Origin of the sequence: Clostridium weizhouense (assembly GCF_019431045.1) — a bacterium.
Lineage (GTDB): Bacteria > Bacillota > Clostridia > Clostridiales > Clostridiaceae > Clostridium > Clostridium weizhouense.
Genome location: NZ_JAHXPT010000002.1, coordinates 192,989 through 210,816 on the forward strand (window position 1 = coordinate 192,989; position 17,828 = coordinate 210,816).

The window sequence follows — 17,828 nt, forward strand, 5'->3', positions numbered from 1 at the left end:
TTTATTTTATTATTCCTTATTGCTTTTGTATTAAATTATTTTCAACTAATACTTTTAAAGAAAAGCTTCTATCAACTCCATCATTGAATTTTATAGTTATTTTATCATCATTAATAACATCTATTTCCCCTTTTCCATAAGTTTTATGAACTATTTCATTACCAGCTTCATATCCATAAGTATCCTTAGGTAATCTATCAAATCCTGCTTCACTTACAAATCTTGAAATATCTTTTAAATTTCCTCTTCTATTTCTTGGTGAGAATACACATAGATTGTCTATTGCTCTTGTTATCCCTACATAAAATAATCTTCTTTCCTCTTCTATATTTTCATTTTTACTTGAAGAATGTGGCAAAGTATCTTCATTACAATTTATTATATAAACATTTTTAAATTCCATTCCTTTTACACCATGTATAGTACTAAGGTTTACCCCATCTTGTTCATGTTTATTTTTACTTGATTCTATCTCTTCTTTAACTTCTTCAATATGAGCTAAAAATTCAAATATATTTTTAAAACCTTCAGCAGATAATTTAAATTCTTCTATTACATCCTCTAAATCATCTAAATTTTGATTAAATTTTTCACTATAGTTTTTTAAATAATCTATATATTCTAAATCCGTTACTATATATGAAATAGCAGATCCTAGCGATACCTTATTTAAATAATTAAAATCCCTCTTTAAATCATCAAGCTTCTTTTTTTGAAAATGTGGAGTATCATCTTTGTTTGTTAATATATCAAATGGGGTTTCTTCAAACTTATATTGTCTTATATAATCTAAGTTACTTTTACTTATATATCTAAATGGCTTGTTTATAACTTTTAAAAAACTTTCTCTATCAAATTGATTCATTGCCAATTTTAAATATGAGATTAAATCCTTACATATAAAATGTTCAAAAAAATTATATTGTCTATCTAATAATCTAAATGGAATATGATTCTTAGTAAGTACATCTATTATACTCATAGATTCCATATTAGTTCTATATAAAACAGCATTTTCTTTATAATCTATATTATATTGCTTTTCATTTTTAATTAACTCAGCTAATATATCTCCCTGAAATTTTTCATTATATGGCGTAAAAAATTTAATTCTTCCCTCATTTTTTTTATTAAATAATATTTCTTTATTGTTTCTTTCCTTATTAAATTTTATTAATTCTTTTGACTTATCAACTATATTCTTTTTACTTCTATAGTTGATTGATAAATAATGTTTTTTTCCTTCCTTAAATATTTTATCAAAAGTCACCATATACATTGGTTTTGATCCTCTAAATGAATATATACATTGATCCTCATCTCCAACTGCAAAAAGTGAATTTTCTTCTCCTTCATTTATTAACTTTAAAAAATCAACTTGCAATTCATCACAATCTTGAAATTCATCTACTAATATATATTTAAATAATTTTCTATAATATAATAGTGCATTTTTATTTTGTTCTAATAAATTCAATGTTTCGATAGCTAAATCATCAAAATCCATTTTGTCATTCTCTTTTTTATAAGTTTCATATATTTCTAATGCATCTTCAAATATTTCTCTAGATATAGACGGTTTAAACTCATTTATTTTAACCCTAGATGTTTTATACAATGAAATATTATTCATAACTTCTTTAATCTTATCTTCATTAATATCATCAAAATATTTTGTTAACACATTATTTATCAATTTATTTGCTATTTTACTTTCTAATATGTCTATTTTTCTTCCTATTCTTAAAAGTATTTTATAGAATAGTCCATGAAATGTTCCAAAGAAAGGAGAACTACTTCTATTAAAAGTACTTTCATATCTGTTTTTCATATTTTTTGCAGCTGCTTTTGTAAATGTAATTACTATAATATTTCCATTACTGATATTTTTATTAATTACCAAATGATTTACTCTATTAATTATAACTGTAGTTTTTCCTGAACCTGGCGCTGCAACTACTAAAACATTTTTATCTTTTGTAACTACTGCTTCATTTTGAAACTTATCTAGACTATATTTCATTAAACTTCCCCTTTATTCTTAATCGTATAATACTCATTATTATTATACTGCTATATAATAAGCATATTGTAATAATTATGTTATCGAGGTACAATAATTTTATTATATTACATTTATAAAATTTTGCACAAACTAAAAATATATAATTACTAGTACACATTAAGAAATACTAAATATAAAATAAAATTTTAAAATATACTGTCTATTATTTTTTGAATGTGTCTAAATAGAAGTTTGGTTTAAAGGAGACTACTAATGAATACTAAGTTTAATTTTGATGTTAGAGATGAAAGAAATCTAACAATGTTAGTTGATTTTTATGAATTAACTATGGGAAATGGATATTTTGAAAAAGGACTTAAAGATAAAATTGCTTATTTTGATATGTTTTTTAGAAGAGTTCCTGATGGTGGTGGATATTGTATAATGGCTGGGGTTGACCAATTAATACATTATTTAAATAATTTAAGATTTACAGATGAAGATATTGAATATTTAAACAGTAAAAATACTTTTTCAGAAGAATTTTTGCAATTTTTAAAAGACTTTAAATTCACATGTGATGTTTGGGCCGTACCAGAAGGAAATCCAGTATTTCCAAATGAACCGTTAATTACAGTTAGAGGGCCAGTTATACAAGCACAATTCATAGAAACAATGATACTTTTAACTATAAACCATCAAACTTTAATAGCAACAAAAGCTAATAGAATTTGTAGAGCTGCTGGTGAACGTCCTGTAATGGAATTTGGTTCAAGAAGAGCTCAAGGATACGATGGAGCAATATACGGAGCTAGAGCAGCTATAATAGGTGGATGTGATTCAACTGCTTGTACTATATCCGATAAAATGTTTAATATACCTGCTGTAGGTACAATGGCTCATAGTTGGGTACAATTATTTGACACAGAATATGAAGCTTTCAAGTCTTGGGCTGAACTTTATCCTGATAATTGTTTATTGCTAATTGATACTTATAATGTTATAAAGTCTGGAATACCTAATGCCATTAAAGTTTTTGATGAAATTTTAAAACCACTTAGTAAAAGACCTACAGGTATTAGAATAGATTCAGGAGATATAACTTATCTTACAAAACGTTGTAGAGAAATGTTAGACGAAGCTGGATATAGTGATTGTAAAATAGTTATTTCTAACTCTCTTGACGAACATATAATAAAAGATGTTTTAGACCAGGGTGCTTGTATTGACTCTTTTGGTGTTGGTGAAAGATTAATAACTGCAAAATCCGAACCTGTTTTTGGCGGAGTTTATAAATTGGTTGCAATAGAAAATAATAATGAACTAATTCCAAAAATTAAAATAAGTGAAAACGATGAAAAAATAACTAATCCTGGTTTTAAGAAAATAATAAGAATATTTGATAAAAATTCCCATAAAGCGTTAGCTGATTTAATAGCATTAAAACATGAACTTATAGATGAAAGTCAACCATTAACTATTTTTGATCCAATTCATACTTGGAAAAGAAAAAAGCTTATCAATTACTATACTAAAGAACTTCAAGTTCAAATATTCGATAAAGGGAAATGTATTTATACATCTCCAACTGTTTTAGAAATTAAAAAGTTTTCTAAAAATGAAACAAATAAATTATGGTCTGAAGTTTTAAGATTTGAAAATCCTCATAATTATTATGTAGATTTATCAAATAATTTATGGTCATTAAAACAGTCCTTGCTTCATAAATATACAAATTCATATGAACTATCAGATTAAAATAAATAAATTCATTTTAAAAATAATTAATCCTATAACTAAATATTTTATTAGTTATAGGATTAATTAAACGATTATTATATCTTTTAATATTCAATACTACTATTATCATAAATAGACTTTTTTAAAAAATTATAATCTTCTTTTACCACATCTTTAAAATTAATTCTATTTAATAATAAATATTCTTTAAATACACATTGTTCTTCCATACCTAATTCATTTTTTAACATTGGACATGAATCATAGCACTCATAATACTCTTTCCTCGTTGACCAAAATGGACATTTGCTCATAAAAACCCACCCTTTTTTTGTAAAAAATTGTTCTTCTCGAATTTATTATATTATAAAATTTAAGGAAAATAAAGGTATTTTCCAAATAATATTAATTTTGTATCTTAATCCCCAATTATATATTATATCTTTGTTTTAAACATTATAATTTTTATATACAAAAAAAAGTTTAGTCATTAAATCCTAAACTCTTTTTTGTATTATTATTTAACTATTCTTATTAACAGATATATTAATTACTTCATTTTGAAATGCCCTTAATAATGCTTTTTCTAGTACTTTTTGTTGATCAAAGTTTTTTATATCTTTACATACTGAAAATACTTTATTTTTTTCACCTTTAAAATTTATATAAGTTAAAGTTACATTTGGCTTATCATATTCTATATCTACAATTTTTATCCCCCAAGATATTTGAGCAAATTCTTCATCCACCTTTAAACAAGTTAAATCTTTTAATTTTTGGCTTTCTTTACTTGGATTATTAATAGTTATTAATTCATCCCCAACTCTATATTTATCCATAAATATGCCTCCTTAAGTATTTAAATATTATGTGTTTTATCATTACTATAATTTTGTTGTTAATTAATTAACAACAAAATTATATTTAGTATATATATAGATATTATTTACTATATTATAGTATTATATCATAACATTTAAATTATTTATAGCAAAAAAGAGGCTAGTTTATTTAACTCACCTCTTTAAATACAATACAATTTATTTAGCTATTCTTATCAACTGATATATTTATTATTTCATTTTGAAATGCTCTTAATAATGCTTTTTCTAATACTTTTTGTTTATCAAAATTTTCTATGTCCTTACAAACTGAAAACACCTTATTTTTTTCACCTTTAAAATTTATATAAGTTAAAGTTACATTTGGTTTGTCATACTCTACATCTACTATTTTAATTCCCCATGATATTTTAGCAAAATCTCCTTCAACTTTTAGACAAGTTAAATCCTTCAATTTCTTCATTTCTTTATTTGGATCATTTACTATTATTAGTTCATCCCCAACTTTATATTTTCCCATAAAATACGCCTCCTTAACTATAATAGATTATATACTCTTTATTAGTTATAATCTCATGTTACTTCTTCATTATAGTTTGTTAATTAATTAACAACTTGTCCTATTTATATTTTATCAAACTTTTATTAACTATACAATGTTTTTTTTATTTTATTATACAATATATCTTTTATACGTTTTAATCAATAATAATTATTATATAATATATTATTAAGTAATAATTGTTGACTTTTAATTATTATTATAATATAATATATAATATTATATTATCTTGGGAGGTGTTTACCATTAATGATATCGCTATAATTTTCAAAGAAAAGAAGCTAAAATTAACACCACAAAGACTTGCAGTTTATAATTATTTAATAAGTACTTCATGTCATCCATCAGCTGAAGTCATATATAATGCTATTCATGAACAATATCCAACTATGAGTTTAGCTACTGTATATAAAACATTAAAAACTTTAGTTGAAGTTGGACTTATTCAAGAAATAAATGTAGGAGAAGGTAATTTTCGTTATGATAGAAACGCATTATCTCATCCTCATATTCAATGCTTGACTTGTGGAAAAATATGCGATTTTGAAAATTTAAATTTAGATCATCTTAACAATCTAGCAGAAACTAATTCTGATTTCAAAGTATCTTTTAATAAAGTTTATTTCTATGGCTACTGTAAAGAGTGTCAAAAGTCATCTGAAAACTAATTAGATTAATTACAAGCATCTATAGTTTTAAATAAATAAAACTATAGATGCTTTATTTGTTTAAAATTCGAATTAATTATAATTATGTACATATAATTTAATTGAGGTGATTATGATGAAATTAATTTTAAAAGAAAAAAAGCATATTATTTATCTTTCAATTTTAACATTAATAATTGTAGGATCAATAATATTTATTTTATTAATAAACAAAAATAAATATTTACAAACTATTTCTCCATTGACTTCTTCAAAAAATATTGATTTTGATTTAACTGGTGATAGTAAAAATGATACTATCAAACTTATAAAAAGAGATAACACATTTGATATAAATATTGATTATCATAATACAAATATTTTTCTTTCAAGTAAAATTAAAGACAATGTTTTATTTAATATTTCTAATTCTTGGCCAATTAAAATTTATTTATATGATATTTCTAGAGATTTAAGGCCTGAAATAATTTTACAGGGAACAAAGAATAATAAAAGTATGTGTTATGTTTTTAATTTCTATGAAGAAGATTTTTATAATTTATATTCCAGTGATAAAAATGTTTTTGGTATATTAGACTCGAATAATACTAAAACACCTCAATGTTATTCACTATTATCTTCTAAAGGGATTTCATCTCTAAATAGTTTTATGTTAATTAATAATAAAGTATTAGATACTACAAAGGATAGTAAAAACATCCCCTCTTTTAATAACGTTATAAGTTTTATAAATCTAATTGAAGCTCCATACGAATTAGATAGTTTACCAAATATATTTTCTTCTTCTATTACTAACAATGAATTGTCAGTTTTATGGAATTTAGATAAAGAAAATTATTCTTATTATTTTCAAGATGGTTTTTTTTATGATTATGAATGGGACACATCAGGAAACCCTATATCTTTAAAATGGAGATTAACATTTGAAAGAAGCAGATTAAAAAGTTCTGAAACAGATAAAAATGAACTCGTTTTATCATTAGATTGTCACCTTAATGATTCTAACTACAATATAACCTCCATCGAAAAATTAAAATAACATATAAAAAAATTTAATAATAAGTAATTAAATTATACTTATTATTAAAAAATTTAGAATTAAGCTAAAAACAAAAAGGCCGCAAATGCGGCCTAAAAGGGGGATGGGGGGGCTTAATAAAATTAATATTTTCTTTTATTAAGCTATAGGAGAATACTTTCTCCGTTACATTAGTATTATTAACAACTTTTATCGTTATTATACATTTTATTTTAAATATCTTTAAATGCACCACTTTTATATAGCTCTATCATTCTATCTATAAAACTTATTTTACTTGGATGAACAAAACCCCTTAAAGATATAAGCATATCTAAATTACTATCATTTGTAGTTTGGTTTTTAATATTATTTATTTTTTTATTATTTATATTATCATTATTAATATTATTTATATTCCCATCATTATTTCTCATATTATTCATAGTATTTCTATTAGGCTGATTAAAATTCCCCATATTCCCTAGATTACCCAAATTTAATCCTGCCATATTAGCTAAAGGAGCTAAATTACTTAAGTTTAATCCGTCCATATTCATTGAGGATAAAAGACTGTTTATATCAAAATTTCCTCCTAACATTCCCATCAATTGAGCTGGATCTATTCCAAATGGATTGCCTGCATTGCTAGCATTATTGCTTCCTACATTATTTTCTAGAGGTTCACGTTCCCTATGTTTACGTTTAGCCATTAAAAATCCTCCAATTATAATTCTCCTAATTTTAATATATGTATTATATTGTGAATGTGATTATATTTTTTAATTTTTTGGAGGGTACTTTTGTACCCTCCATCCACTATACTAGCAACAGCAGCATTGATTATTGGATTGGCCTGAGCAGCCTCCTAATAAACTAGAAAAGTTTCCGCCACATAATAGGCATAGTAAGATAATCAAATATGATTTACCGCAGTTCAACAATCCAGAACCACATGCAATCAACAAGAAAATAATTGGTGTACAACCATTAAATCCTCCACCACAATCATTTTGGCAGCAACAACAATTATTCTCCATCATTTTACAACAACATTTATCCTTCTTTTTAGACATATCATTCTCTCCTTTCTAAAAAATTAGAATTAGCAACCAAATCCACAAGCAGTATTACAAGCATTATTAAATGGTGAAATACCGTTGTTTGGGAAGTTACCATTGCAAAGGAATAAAATTACTAACAAGAACAAGTATGATGAGCATCCGCCTGTTCCATTATTATTTCTTGAACAGCAGCAACAATCATCTTTCTTTTTACAACAGCATGAACAACAATTATTGTATCCATTATTATATCCGCCTGTTCCTAAAAAGCTATTTCTTCCGCATCCTCCATAAAATAGTATTAATAGAATCCAGATCCAACTGCCAAATCCACATCCACCAAAAGCTGGTGAAACTCCACAACCTGGTCCTGCTCCACAGCCTGGTCCAAATCCACAACCATTTCCAAAATTCATGCCAGAAGTATCATTATTAAAGCCTCCGCAATCTGTGTCTTGATCGCAACAGCTATCTCCACATGAATTTAAACCATTTAGGATATCATTCATCTCCATATTTACTCCTCCTTGGAAAAAATTTTTTTCTTCTTGATACTATATACTATTCCTCCACAAATAATTTGACACAATTTTTGTAATAAAAAACTCTATCAAAATTAATTTTGATAGAGTCTTTGAAATTTATAATATTTAAAATGATACGATAAACTTTTGAAAATATAATATCATACATATTTGTTTTTTATTAATCAATATCTGTTGCAAATTCTAAAAATAAATTATCTATAAGTTGTTCTGTACCCTTCTTATTTAAAGATGAATAGAAATAAAAATTATCATCTGCACTTAATTTTAAAGTACTTTTTATCAGATTCTCACTCTTTTTAATTTCAGAATTTTTAAGTTTATCACTTTTAGTTGCAACAACAACTACATTATAGCCAAAATGTTTTGCCCATTGATACATCATTATATCATCTTCTGTTGGTTTATGTCTCGAGTCTACAAGTAATACAATTCTTTTTAATTGATGTCTATCAGTTAGGTACATTTCTATGGTTGTTCCCCAGCTCTCTTTCTCCTTCTTAGATACCTTAGCATAACCATATCCAGGTAAATCAACTAAATAAAAATCATTATTTATTAGAAAGAAATTTACAAGTCTTGTTTTTCCAGGAGTTCCACTTACCTTAGCTAATTTTCTTCTATTAGTTAAAGAATTTATTAATGAACTTTTTCCTACATTAGATCTACCTACAAAAGCAACTTCATTTCTGTTATCTATAGGATATTGATTTCTTTTTACTGCTGAAGTAATGAATTCTGACTGTTTAATTCTCATTAATGTTCTCTCCAATCAATGCATTTTTTAATACTTCATTCACTTTACTGGCCGAAATAACATTTAATTTATTTCTTATTGAATTAGGTATCTTTTCTATATCTTTCTCATTTTCTTTTGGAATTATTATTGTATCTATACCCGCTCTAAACGCTGCTAAAGACTTTTCTTTTAAACCACCTATAGGTAAAACTCGTCCAGTCAAAGTTACTTCACCAGTCATAGCAACATTATGTTTAACTTTTCTTCCTGATAATGCAGATACAAGAGCCGTTACCATAGTGACTCCTGCTGATGGTCCATCTTTAGGAACAGCTCCTTCTGGAGCATGAATATGAATATCTTTTTCTTTATAGAAATTTTCCTTAATACCATATTTATGTGCATTAGCTCTTACATAGCTATAAGCCGCTTTAGCAGATTCTTGCATTACATCCCCTAATTTACCTGTAAGTTCTAGTTTTCCGTTTCCATTCATAACCATAACTTCAACTGGTAATGTGTCTCCGCCATAGGCTGTCCAAGCCATTCCTGTTACAACCCCTATTTTATCTTCTTTATCAACCTTATCAAATTCAAATGATTTTTTACCTAAGAATTTTTCTATATCATTTTTATTAATTATTATATTTTCTTTATTTTGACTTAAAATTTTTGCTAAAGATTTTCTTATAAGAGTACTTAACTTTCTTTCTAGTCCACGGACACCTGATTCACGAGTATATCCTTGAATAACCTCTTTGATAGCATCATCTTGAATGCTTACATTAATATTCTGAATGTCCATATCTTTAAATATTTTAGGAATCAAATGATTTTTAGCTATATTGAATTTTTCTTCATAAGTATATCCTGAAACTTCAATAATTTCCATTCTATCTAAAAGAGGTCTTGGTATAGTATCTAAACTATTTGCTGTAGCTATAAACATTACTTTTGATAAATCAAGATCTAATTCTAAATAATTATCTCTAAATGTTTTATTTTGTTCACTATCTAATACTTCTAATAAAGCATCAGCTGGATCACCTTTATAATCTGAATTAATTTTATCTATTTCATCAAATAATATTAATGGATTTATTGTTTTTGCTTGTTTAAGTGCATAAACGATTCTACCCGGTATTGCTCCAACATAAGTTTTCCTATGTCCCCTAATTTCTGCTTCATCTCTCATGCCACCAAGTGATATTCTAGAATATTTTCTATTAGTTGCATGTGCTATTGATCTTGCTATTGATGTTTTTCCCACTCCTGGAGGACCCACTAAACAAATGATAGGTCCTTTTTGAGTTTTACTTAATTGTTTTACAGCTAAATATTCTATTATTCTATCTTTCACATCTTCAAGACCATAGTGTTCTTTATCTAGAATTTCTCTAGCTTTAAGAATATCAATACTTTCCTTAGTTTGTTTATTCCAAGGTATATTTAAAATCCAATCTAAATATCCTTTTATTACATTTCCTTCTGATGATGAAGAATTCATATTTTTAAGCCTAGATAACTCATAATTAGCTTTTTCTTTAACTTGTTTAGGAAGTTTTGTCTTAATAATTACTTTTTCATATTTTTCTATTTCTTTTTTTTCTTCATCATCTTCGCCTAATTCTTCTTGAATAGCTCTTAGTTGTTCTCTTAAATAGAATTGTTTTTGCTCTTCATCTACATGCTCTTTTACTTTTTTAGAAAGTTTCTTTTGAATTTTTAGCATTTCCATTTCTATTTTTATTCTAGATAAAACTAATTCTACTCTTTGTTTTATTTCTATAGTTTCTAAAACTTTTTGTTTTATCTCTTCCTCAGTTATTGAGTATGATGCAACCATATCAACAAAAGCACTTGGATTTTCCAACGGATTTACTGATTTTATAGTCTCTATATAACTATCACCCATTATTTTTAATAGCTTAATAAATTCTTTATCTAAAAATTTAATATAAGCACCTATTTCTGTATTTTCTTCTGACACCACTTCTATTTTTTCTACAGATGCTTTAATATACTTTTCTTCTTCATCTGCTATATATTCAACTATCTTTCCTCTTTCTTTACCTTCAACTAACACTCTAATTGTGTTATCAGACATTTTTATAATTTGTTTTATCTTTCCTATTGTCCCTAAATCATATATTTCTTCTCTTTCTGGCTCCTCTATTGATGAATCTTTTTGAGCAACAAGAAAAATTTCTTCACCATTTAGCATTGCCTCTTCTATTGCTGCCACTGATTTTTTTCTTCCAACATCAAAGTGTGCTACTACATTTGGAAAAATAGTCAATCCTCTTAAAGGAATTAACGGAAGTGTATATAAGTTTTGTATCATACCATTTCCCCTCCATCTTTGATTACTTCATTAGTATACACATATTAAGCGTACATTTCAATAAATATAGCTAAAATAGGATTAGTTCAATTAATAATTTTTTATATAAAAAAATACTGATATCTAAATAGATATCAGTAAAATAATAAGCTTATAATTAAGCAGATTCAATATCCTTTTTTATTCTAGTAGAAACTAGAGTTGGTCTTGTTTTACCTTCAGGCACTCTCTCAACTTCAGGCTTATTTTTTTTCTTAATACAATCTTGAGTTATTGTAACTTTTGAAATTTGTTCATCTGATGGTATTTCATACATAACTTCTGTCATCATATCTTCTATGATAGCTCTTAAGCCTCTAGCACCTGTTTTTCTATCTATTGCTTCTTCTGCAATTGCATTCAAAGATTCTTCATTGAATTCTAACTTAACATTATCTAGTTCAAATAATTTCTTATATTGTTTTACAAGAGCATTTTTAGGCTTAGTTAAGATATTAATTAATGCATTTTTATCTAAAGACTCCAAAGTTACGATTATTGGAAGTCTTCCTACAAACTCTGGTATCAAACCAAATTTCAGTAAATCTCCTGGCATAATTTCCTTTAACAAGCTACCAATATCTTTTTCATGTTTTGCTTGAATTTCTGCACCAAATCCCATAGAACTTTTTCTTGTTCTACTTTCTATTATCTTATCAACACCATCAAAAGCACCACCACAAATAAATAGTATATTAGATGTATTTATTTGAATAAACTCTTGATGCGGATGCTTTCTACCTCCTTGTGGAGGTACTGAAGCAACAGTTCCTTCTAATATTTTCAATAAAGCTTGTTGTACTCCTTCTCCAGATACATCTCTAGTTATTGATGGATTTTCAGATTTTCTTGCAATTTTATCTATTTCATCTATATAGATAATTCCTCTTTCTGCTCTTTCAACATCATAATCTGCATTTTGAATTAATTTAAGAAGAATGTTTTCAACATCTTCACCAACATATCCTGCTTCTGTTAATGTTGTAGCATCAGCTATCGCAAATGGAACATTTAAAAATTTTGCAAGTGTTTGAGCTAATAATGTCTTACCAGATCCTGTTGGTCCTAATAATAAAATATTACTCTTAGATAATTCAACATCTATATCTTCTTTATTAGTATTAATTCTTTTATAGTGATTATAAACTGCAACTGCTAAAGATTTTTTTGCTCTTTCTTGCCCAATAACATAAGAGTCTAAATATTCCTTTATTTCAGCTGGTTTTGGAACACTTTTAGTGTTAAATTCTACACTTTCTTCAAATTCATCAGCAATAATTTCTGAACATAAATCAATACATTCATCACAAATGTATACACCTGGTCCAGCTATTAATCTTTTTACTTGATCTTGAGTTTTTCCACAGAATGAACACTTAAGTTGTTTCTTTTCATCATATTTAGCCATACATTCACCTCACTTAACTCTAATACTTTATAAGCATCTTATTTATCTTTTCCAACTTCGTTTTTAGTTATTACTTTATCTACTAATCCATACTCTTTAGCTTCATCTGCAGTCATAAAATTATCTCTTTCTACATCTGTTTCAATAGTAGATAATGGCTTACCTGTATTTTCACTTAAAATCTTATTTAAAGATTCTTTTGTTTTTAATATTCTTTTAGCATGTATTTCTATATCAGTTGCCTGCCCTTGAAAACCACCAAGTGGTTGGTGTATCATCACTTCAGAATTTGGAAGTGCAAATCTCTTCCCCTTTGCTCCGCTTGATAATAAAAATGCTCCCATAGAAGCTGCCATACCTATACATATAGTTGAAACATCTGGCTTGATATATTGCATAGTATCATAAATTGCCATTCCTGCTGTTATTGAACCACCAGGACTATTTATATATATATATATATCCTTATCTGGATCTTCACTTTCTAAAAATAATAATTGTGATACTATTAAATTTGCAGAATCATCGTTTACTTCTCCACTTAACATGATTATTCTTTCTTTTAACAATCTTGAAAATATATCGTAAGAACGTTCTCCTCTACTTGTTTGTTCTACAACCATTGGAACTAAACCCATTCAATTCCCTCCTTATTCCATAAAAGATTTTTTTTAAATAAACCTTATATAAATTATATAAAATTTTTATGAAAATGTTAATTATTATTTGAAATAATTGCCAGAATAACTTCTGGCAATTATTTTTAACTATTTATTTTTATATTTTTTATTATTTGCAAGATTCTTTTAATAATTTAAGAGTATTTTCTATTATTATATCTCTTTCTAACATACCTTTTTGAGCTTTTAATAAGATCTTAGCCATTTTCTTAGGATCTTTCGGTCCATAAACCTTTCCTAATTCTAAAGCTCTTTCATTTAATTGTTCTTCAGTAGCTTTTATATCTTCTACTTTAGCAATTTCTTCAAGAATTACATCTGCTTTAACTTTTCTTTCAGCATTTTCTTTCATGAATTCTCTCATTTTTTCAGTCGTATTTCCTGTAAATTCCATATATTGATCTAAACTTAATCCTTGATATTGTAATCTTCCTTCAAGATCTTTCATCATAGCATCTATTTCTTTTGTTAACATTATTTCTGGAAGATCCATTTTTGAAGTTTCAATTATTGAAGTTATAACTGCTTCTTCAAATTCTCTTTCAGCTCTTGCATTGTTTGATTCTTCTAATCTTTTCTTTACATTTTCTTTAAATTCTGCAATTGTATCAAATTCTGATACTTCTTTAGCAAATTCATCATCTAATTCTGGTAATTCTTTTACCTTAATTCCCTTAACTGTTACTTCAAACATTGCAGGCTTTCCATTTAATTCTTCTTTTCCATAATTTTCAGGGAAAGAAACATTTATTTCTTTCTTATCTCCTATTGCTAAACCAACTAATTGATCTTCAAAGTTATCAATAAATGTACCTGAACCTATTTCTAATGGATAATCTGTTCCTTCTCCACCTTCAAAAGCACTTCCATCTATAAATCCTTTAAAATCTATAACAGCTATGTTACCTTTAGCAACTGTTCCTTCTTCTTTGCTTTCTATTCTAGCATTCTTTTCTTGTGCTTCTTTTATTTGTTTTTCTATTTCTTCATTTGAAACTTCATATGAAGGTTTTTTAATATCTAAACCTTTATATTGTCCTAGTTCTACCTCTGGATATGTAGTAACTGTTGCTGTATAAACTAAATCTTTACCTTCTCCAATTTCTACGATATCAACTTGTGGATGATCCACTGGTCTAATATTTTGTTCTTTTAATGTTTGAGAATAACTTTCATCAATTGCAAAGTTTATAGCATCATCATAGAAAACTTCCACTCCATAGAATTTTTTAACCATAGCCATTGGAACTTTTCCTTTTCTGAATCCAGGAATATTATATCTACCTTTATTCTTGTTATATGCTTTAGTTAAAGCGGCATCAAATTTTTCTGCCTCAACTCTTATTTCTAATTTAATTACATTTGTTTCTATCTTTTCAACTTTAGCTTCCATTTTATTTATTCCTCCTAAAATAGTATACATCTAATTTAACTAGGTTATTATACCATAAATTCCTGTTTCTTATCAAATTTTTATTGTAAATTATCTTTATTGAATAATATTACCATCTTCTATTACATAATAAATATTACCATCTATTATGATTTTTATTCCTTTTTCTTCTTTTTTACCAATTTCTATTTTACTTGCAGCTAAATCCCATTTAATTGAATCACTATTATTTACTATATTGGTTACCCATAAATATTGCTTAACTGCTGATGTTCCAAAATATGGTCTATTACTGACAAATACTATACTTTCTTCATTTATAAATTTCGGGTTAGAATTCCACAAATATTCAGGTTGATTTAAAAGTGTAGCTTCTTTAGTAAATACATCTCCTTTTTTAGAAGTATATTCATTTTTAGATACTACTTTTGATTCCCCATTAATATTATATATAGTAATATTTTGATCCTTATCTAGTATTAAAATTTGCTTACCTGAAGGGCTAATATCAAATTTAACAAAATCATCTCCACCTTCTAGTGTAGTAAATTTATTTTGTCCATTTTCTTCAATATACATTGCCTTAATTACTGTACCACTAGCTAATTTAATCTCTAAAGCTTGCTCCTCAATTTTTTCATCCTGTTTAATATTTGATTCTTTACTAGAATCTTCTGTTACTAAATCTGATTTATTATCTCTTGGTATAGTATCACTATCGATCCAAGCTTGTATTCTTTGTTTAATATCACTATAATTTCTAGTACTATAAGAAATTTTAACTATTGCTAATATAGTTATTGCAAAAACTATTGAAAAAATTATTATAAATTTTCTTTTTCTTTTTTTCATTCGTTTTTCATATTCTTTACTAAAAATACTTGGTTTAGCCAAAGCATTCCCTCCAGACCTATTTTTTTATGTTAAATAACTACAACAAACAAATTCATTATATATTATATTTTTTCCTAAATCTACATTATAATTAATAATTAATATTTTCTTTATAATTTCTTTTTACAACCTTTATTTTTTTTGCATTCATTACATTTTTTATTTTCTTTGTCTTTACAGCAACAACCTGAACATTTTATAAAACCAAATTGTCTTAATTCTTCTTTAGATAGATTGTAGACATTTTCTGAGTAGTCTTCATATTCAGGAGTAGCTTTTAATAGATTTTCTTTTTTTATCTCAATCATTATTTTTACCTTTCTAAAAATTATTTTTGCTATTTTAGCATTTACTATACTTTTAAGATTTTTAAAATTTCGTCGAGTAAACAATTATAATGGAATTTTTTAATATTTAAACAAATTTTATGAAATATATTGTTTTTAATTACTCGTTTAATGTATAATTAATATATAAAATGTTTGAGCTCATATCACTTTAAAATACTTATTAATATTTTAAAGTTTTATAAACCCCACGTATGTTCATTTATTCCCTTTCTTAAATGAACATAAACTTTAGTCTGCATTATTTATTAAGTGCAGACTTTTTTGTTAAATAGTATTTGTATTCTATTATATCAAATATATATCTACATTTTAACTTTAATATTTTTAAAATTTAAAATTAATTTAACGCTTCATCTACAGAAAAATTCTATTATGTTATAATAGACTAAAAAGAATGGAGTGATAAATAATGATTTTTGATAGTCATATCCATACAAATTTATCATCTGATAGTAAAATGGATATAAATGATGCTATTACCAAAGCAAATGATTTAAAAATAGGTCTTATACTTACAGAACACTTAGATCAAGATTATCCTGAAAAAGATTTATTTAAATTAGATATTCCCAATTATTTTAATAAATATTCAAAATATAGAAATAATAATTTGCTTTTAGGTATAGAAATCGGATTAACACTTCCTTCATTTTATATTATAAACAATAAAGCAAATAATTTTGATTATGATTTTATCTTAGGATCTGTTCATTCAGTTTATGATGAAGATATATTTTTAGATTATTGTAAAAAACCTGAACTTAGAAAAAAGGATTACTTTGACAGATATTTTGAATTTATGCTTGAAGTAGTTAGAAAATATGATTGTTTTGATTCTTTAGCTCATTTTGATTATCCGTGTAGATATGTTAATTTTAAAGATAATGAAATCAGTTTAATTGAGCATAAAGATATTATTGACGAGATAATGAAAACTTTAATATTTAAAGGAAAGGTAATGGAAATCAACACTAGAAGGCTTAATAATACAAATACATTTAATAGTATGTTAAGCATATACAATAGATATAAAGAACTTGGTGGAAAATATGTTACTCTTGGTTCGGATGCTCATTCTTTAAATGATATATATATTAATTTTAAAGAAGCATTGCTGTTGACTGAAAAATTAAATTTAAAACCAATATATTTTAAGAATAGAAAACCTGAATACTGCTAAAAATAAAAAAGTGGCATAGCCACTTTTAAATATTTTCTATAGGTTTTCTTTCTCCCTTAAAATTATTATTTTTTTTACTTCTTTCTTTTAATTCATTTTCAATATCATCTAAAGAAATATTAAGTTCAGCCATTAAAACTAGAACATGATAAGTAAGATCACAAATTTCACTTACCTGTTCATATTTTTTATTATTCTTACTACTTATTATAACTTCAGTACACTCTTCACCTATTTTTTTTAGAATCTTATCTATTCCTTTATCAAATAAATAGGTTGTGTATGATCCTTCACTTATATTTTCTTTTCTATTTAATATAGTATTATATAAATTTTGTATTTCATTACACATAACTT

Annotated in this window: 19 protein-coding genes; 4 read left to right on the plus strand and 15 right to left on the minus strand. The window is 25.7% G+C overall.

Annotation, left to right across the window (positions count from 1 at the left end; genetic code table 11):
• Positions 1–16: 16 nt before the first annotated feature.
• The gene (locus tag KYD98_RS03560; protein WP_219778209.1) at positions 17–2,023 is read right to left on the minus strand and encodes an ATP-dependent helicase; all 2,007 of its coding nucleotides are present in this window, start codon (positions 2,021–2,023) and stop codon (positions 17–19) included.
• Positions 2,024–2,278: 255 nt separating this feature from the next.
• Here KYD98_RS03560 and KYD98_RS03565 point away from each other — a divergent pair, with 255 nt between their 5' ends.
• Positions 2,279–3,763 (plus strand): nicotinate phosphoribosyltransferase, encoded by a 1,485-nt coding sequence (locus KYD98_RS03565; protein WP_219778210.1) that lies wholly within the window; start codon positions 2,279–2,281, stop codon positions 3,761–3,763.
• Between the two features lie 86 nt (positions 3,764–3,849).
• Here KYD98_RS03565 and KYD98_RS03570 read toward each other — a convergent pair whose 3' ends face one another.
• From KYD98_RS03570 to KYD98_RS03580, 3 genes are all read right to left on the minus strand, one after another.
• The gene (locus KYD98_RS03570; protein WP_219778211.1) at positions 3,850–4,059 is read right to left on the minus strand and encodes a hypothetical protein; all 210 of its coding nucleotides are present in this window, start codon (positions 4,057–4,059) and stop codon (positions 3,850–3,852) included.
• A gap of 207 nt (positions 4,060–4,266) precedes the next feature.
• A complete protein-coding gene (locus KYD98_RS03575) occupies positions 4,267–4,584 on the minus strand; it encodes a hypothetical protein (protein WP_219778212.1) in 318 nt (105 codons plus the stop codon).
• A 205-nt stretch (positions 4,585–4,789) separates the two neighbouring features.
• A complete protein-coding gene (locus tag KYD98_RS03580; RefSeq protein ID WP_219778213.1) occupies positions 4,790–5,107 on the minus strand; it encodes a hypothetical protein in 318 nt (105 codons plus the stop codon).
• A 287-nt stretch (positions 5,108–5,394) separates the two neighbouring features.
• Between KYD98_RS03580 and perR the strand changes: the two genes are divergently transcribed.
• Both perR and KYD98_RS03590 read left to right on the plus strand, forming a co-directional pair.
• The gene (gene perR / locus KYD98_RS03585) at positions 5,395–5,817 is read left to right on the plus strand and encodes a transcriptional regulator PerR (RefSeq protein WP_219778409.1); all 423 of its coding nucleotides are present in this window, start codon (positions 5,395–5,397) and stop codon (positions 5,815–5,817) included.
• Positions 5,818–5,929: 112 nt separating this feature from the next.
• The gene (locus KYD98_RS03590; protein ID WP_258049613.1) at positions 5,930–6,856 is read left to right on the plus strand and encodes a hypothetical protein; all 927 of its coding nucleotides are present in this window, start codon (positions 5,930–5,932) and stop codon (positions 6,854–6,856) included.
• Between the two features lie 212 nt (positions 6,857–7,068).
• Here KYD98_RS03590 and KYD98_RS03595 read toward each other — a convergent pair whose 3' ends face one another.
• The 10 genes from KYD98_RS03595 to KYD98_RS03635 form a co-directional block, all read right to left on the minus strand.
• Complete coding sequence (locus tag KYD98_RS03595) at positions 7,069–7,548, minus strand: hypothetical protein (protein WP_219778214.1); 480 nt, start codon at positions 7,546–7,548, stop codon at positions 7,069–7,071.
• 111 nt (positions 7,549–7,659) lie between these two features.
• Positions 7,660–7,911, minus strand: coding sequence for a hypothetical protein (locus KYD98_RS18075; RefSeq protein WP_258049616.1), 252 nt, complete (start codon positions 7,909–7,911; stop codon positions 7,660–7,662).
• Positions 7,912–7,940: 29 nt separating this feature from the next.
• Positions 7,941–8,414 carry a hypothetical protein gene (locus tag KYD98_RS03600; protein WP_219778215.1) on the minus strand — a complete coding sequence of 158 codons (474 nt, stop codon included), beginning with the start codon at positions 8,412–8,414 and terminating at the stop codon, positions 7,941–7,943.
• 190 nt (positions 8,415–8,604) lie between these two features.
• Positions 8,605–9,201: a ribosome biogenesis GTP-binding protein YihA/YsxC gene (gene yihA / locus KYD98_RS03605; RefSeq protein WP_219778216.1), complete on the minus strand. Its 597-nt coding sequence runs from the start codon at positions 9,199–9,201 to the stop codon at positions 8,605–8,607.
• Positions 9,191–11,527, minus strand: a complete 2,337-nt coding sequence (lon, locus tag KYD98_RS03610; protein ID WP_219778217.1) for an endopeptidase La — start codon at positions 11,525–11,527, stop codon at positions 9,191–9,193. The genes yihA and lon overlap by 11 nt, the downstream gene beginning before the upstream one ends.
• 157 nt (positions 11,528–11,684) lie before the next feature.
• Entirely contained in the window at positions 11,685–12,974 is a 1,290-nt protein-coding gene (gene clpX, locus KYD98_RS03615) for an ATP-dependent Clp protease ATP-binding subunit ClpX (RefSeq protein WP_219778218.1), read from the minus strand.
• Positions 12,975–13,012: 38 nt separating this feature from the next.
• Positions 13,013–13,612, minus strand: coding sequence for an ATP-dependent Clp endopeptidase proteolytic subunit ClpP (clpP, locus tag KYD98_RS03620; RefSeq protein ID WP_219778219.1), 600 nt, complete (start codon positions 13,610–13,612; stop codon positions 13,013–13,015).
• Positions 13,613–13,763: 151 nt separating this feature from the next.
• Positions 13,764–15,047: a trigger factor gene (gene tig, locus KYD98_RS03625; RefSeq protein WP_219778220.1), complete on the minus strand. Its 1,284-nt coding sequence runs from the start codon at positions 15,045–15,047 to the stop codon at positions 13,764–13,766.
• Between the two features lie 96 nt (positions 15,048–15,143).
• Positions 15,144–15,941 (minus strand): hypothetical protein, encoded by a 798-nt coding sequence (locus tag KYD98_RS03630; protein ID WP_219778221.1) that lies wholly within the window; start codon positions 15,939–15,941, stop codon positions 15,144–15,146.
• Positions 15,942–16,051: 110 nt separating this feature from the next.
• The gene (locus KYD98_RS03635) at positions 16,052–16,249 is read right to left on the minus strand and encodes a hypothetical protein (RefSeq protein ID WP_219778222.1); all 198 of its coding nucleotides are present in this window, start codon (positions 16,247–16,249) and stop codon (positions 16,052–16,054) included.
• A gap of 451 nt (positions 16,250–16,700) precedes the next feature.
• On the opposite strand from KYD98_RS03635, the gene KYD98_RS03640 reads away from it, so the two are divergent.
• Positions 16,701–17,471 (plus strand): histidinol phosphate phosphatase, encoded by a 771-nt coding sequence (locus KYD98_RS03640; RefSeq protein WP_219778223.1) that lies wholly within the window; start codon positions 16,701–16,703, stop codon positions 17,469–17,471.
• Positions 17,472–17,496: 25 nt separating this feature from the next.
• On the opposite strand, the gene hisE is transcribed toward KYD98_RS03640, so the two are convergent.
• Positions 17,497–17,823 carry a phosphoribosyl-ATP diphosphatase gene (gene hisE, locus KYD98_RS03645; protein WP_219778224.1) on the minus strand — a complete coding sequence of 109 codons (327 nt, stop codon included), beginning with the start codon at positions 17,821–17,823 and terminating at the stop codon, positions 17,497–17,499.
• Positions 17,824–17,828 lie beyond the last annotated feature (5 nt).

What these genes read in the sequence shown, in the direction of transcription:
- KYD98_RS03560 (WP_219778209.1), bottom strand. Translation starts at nt 2,023, where the DNA reads ATGAAATATAGTCTAGATAAGTTTCAAAATGAAGCAGTAGTTACAAAA.
- KYD98_RS03565 (WP_219778210.1), top strand. Translation starts at nt 2,279, where the DNA reads ATGAATACTAAGTTTAATTTTGATGTTAGAGATGAAAGAAATCTAACA.
- KYD98_RS03570 (WP_219778211.1), bottom strand. Translation starts at nt 4,059, where the DNA reads ATGAGCAAATGTCCATTTTGGTCAACGAGGAAAGAGTATTATGAGTGC.
- KYD98_RS03575 (WP_219778212.1), bottom strand. Translation starts at nt 4,584, where the DNA reads ATGGATAAATATAGAGTTGGGGATGAATTAATAACTATTAATAATCCA.
- KYD98_RS03580 (WP_219778213.1), bottom strand. Translation starts at nt 5,107, where the DNA reads ATGGGAAAATATAAAGTTGGGGATGAACTAATAATAGTAAATGATCCA.
- KYD98_RS03590 (WP_258049613.1), top strand. Translation starts at nt 5,930, where the DNA reads ATGATGAAATTAATTTTAAAAGAAAAAAAGCATATTATTTATCTTTCA.
- KYD98_RS03595 (WP_219778214.1), bottom strand. Translation starts at nt 7,548, where the DNA reads ATGGCTAAACGTAAACATAGGGAACGTGAACCTCTAGAAAATAATGTA.
- KYD98_RS18075 (WP_258049616.1), bottom strand. Translation starts at nt 7,911, where the DNA reads ATGTCTAAAAAGAAGGATAAATGTTGTTGTAAAATGATGGAGAATAAT.
- KYD98_RS03600 (WP_219778215.1), bottom strand. Translation starts at nt 8,414, where the DNA reads ATGGAGATGAATGATATCCTAAATGGTTTAAATTCATGTGGAGATAGC.
- yihA (WP_219778216.1), bottom strand. Translation starts at nt 9,201, where the DNA reads ATGAGAATTAAACAGTCAGAATTCATTACTTCAGCAGTAAAAAGAAAT.
- lon (WP_219778217.1), bottom strand. Translation starts at nt 11,527, where the DNA reads ATGATACAAAACTTATATACACTTCCGTTAATTCCTTTAAGAGGATTG.
- clpX (WP_219778218.1), bottom strand. Translation starts at nt 12,974, where the DNA reads ATGGCTAAATATGATGAAAAGAAACAACTTAAGTGTTCATTCTGTGGA.
- clpP (WP_219778219.1), bottom strand. Translation starts at nt 13,612, where the DNA reads ATGGGTTTAGTTCCAATGGTTGTAGAACAAACAAGTAGAGGAGAACGT.
- tig (WP_219778220.1), bottom strand. Translation starts at nt 15,047, where the DNA reads ATGGAAGCTAAAGTTGAAAAGATAGAAACAAATGTAATTAAATTAGAA.
- KYD98_RS03635 (WP_219778222.1), bottom strand. Translation starts at nt 16,249, where the DNA reads ATGATTGAGATAAAAAAAGAAAATCTATTAAAAGCTACTCCTGAATAT.
- KYD98_RS03640 (WP_219778223.1), top strand. Translation starts at nt 16,701, where the DNA reads ATGATTTTTGATAGTCATATCCATACAAATTTATCATCTGATAGTAAA.
- hisE (WP_219778224.1), bottom strand. Translation starts at nt 17,823, where the DNA reads ATGTGTAATGAAATACAAAATTTATATAATACTATATTAAATAGAAAA.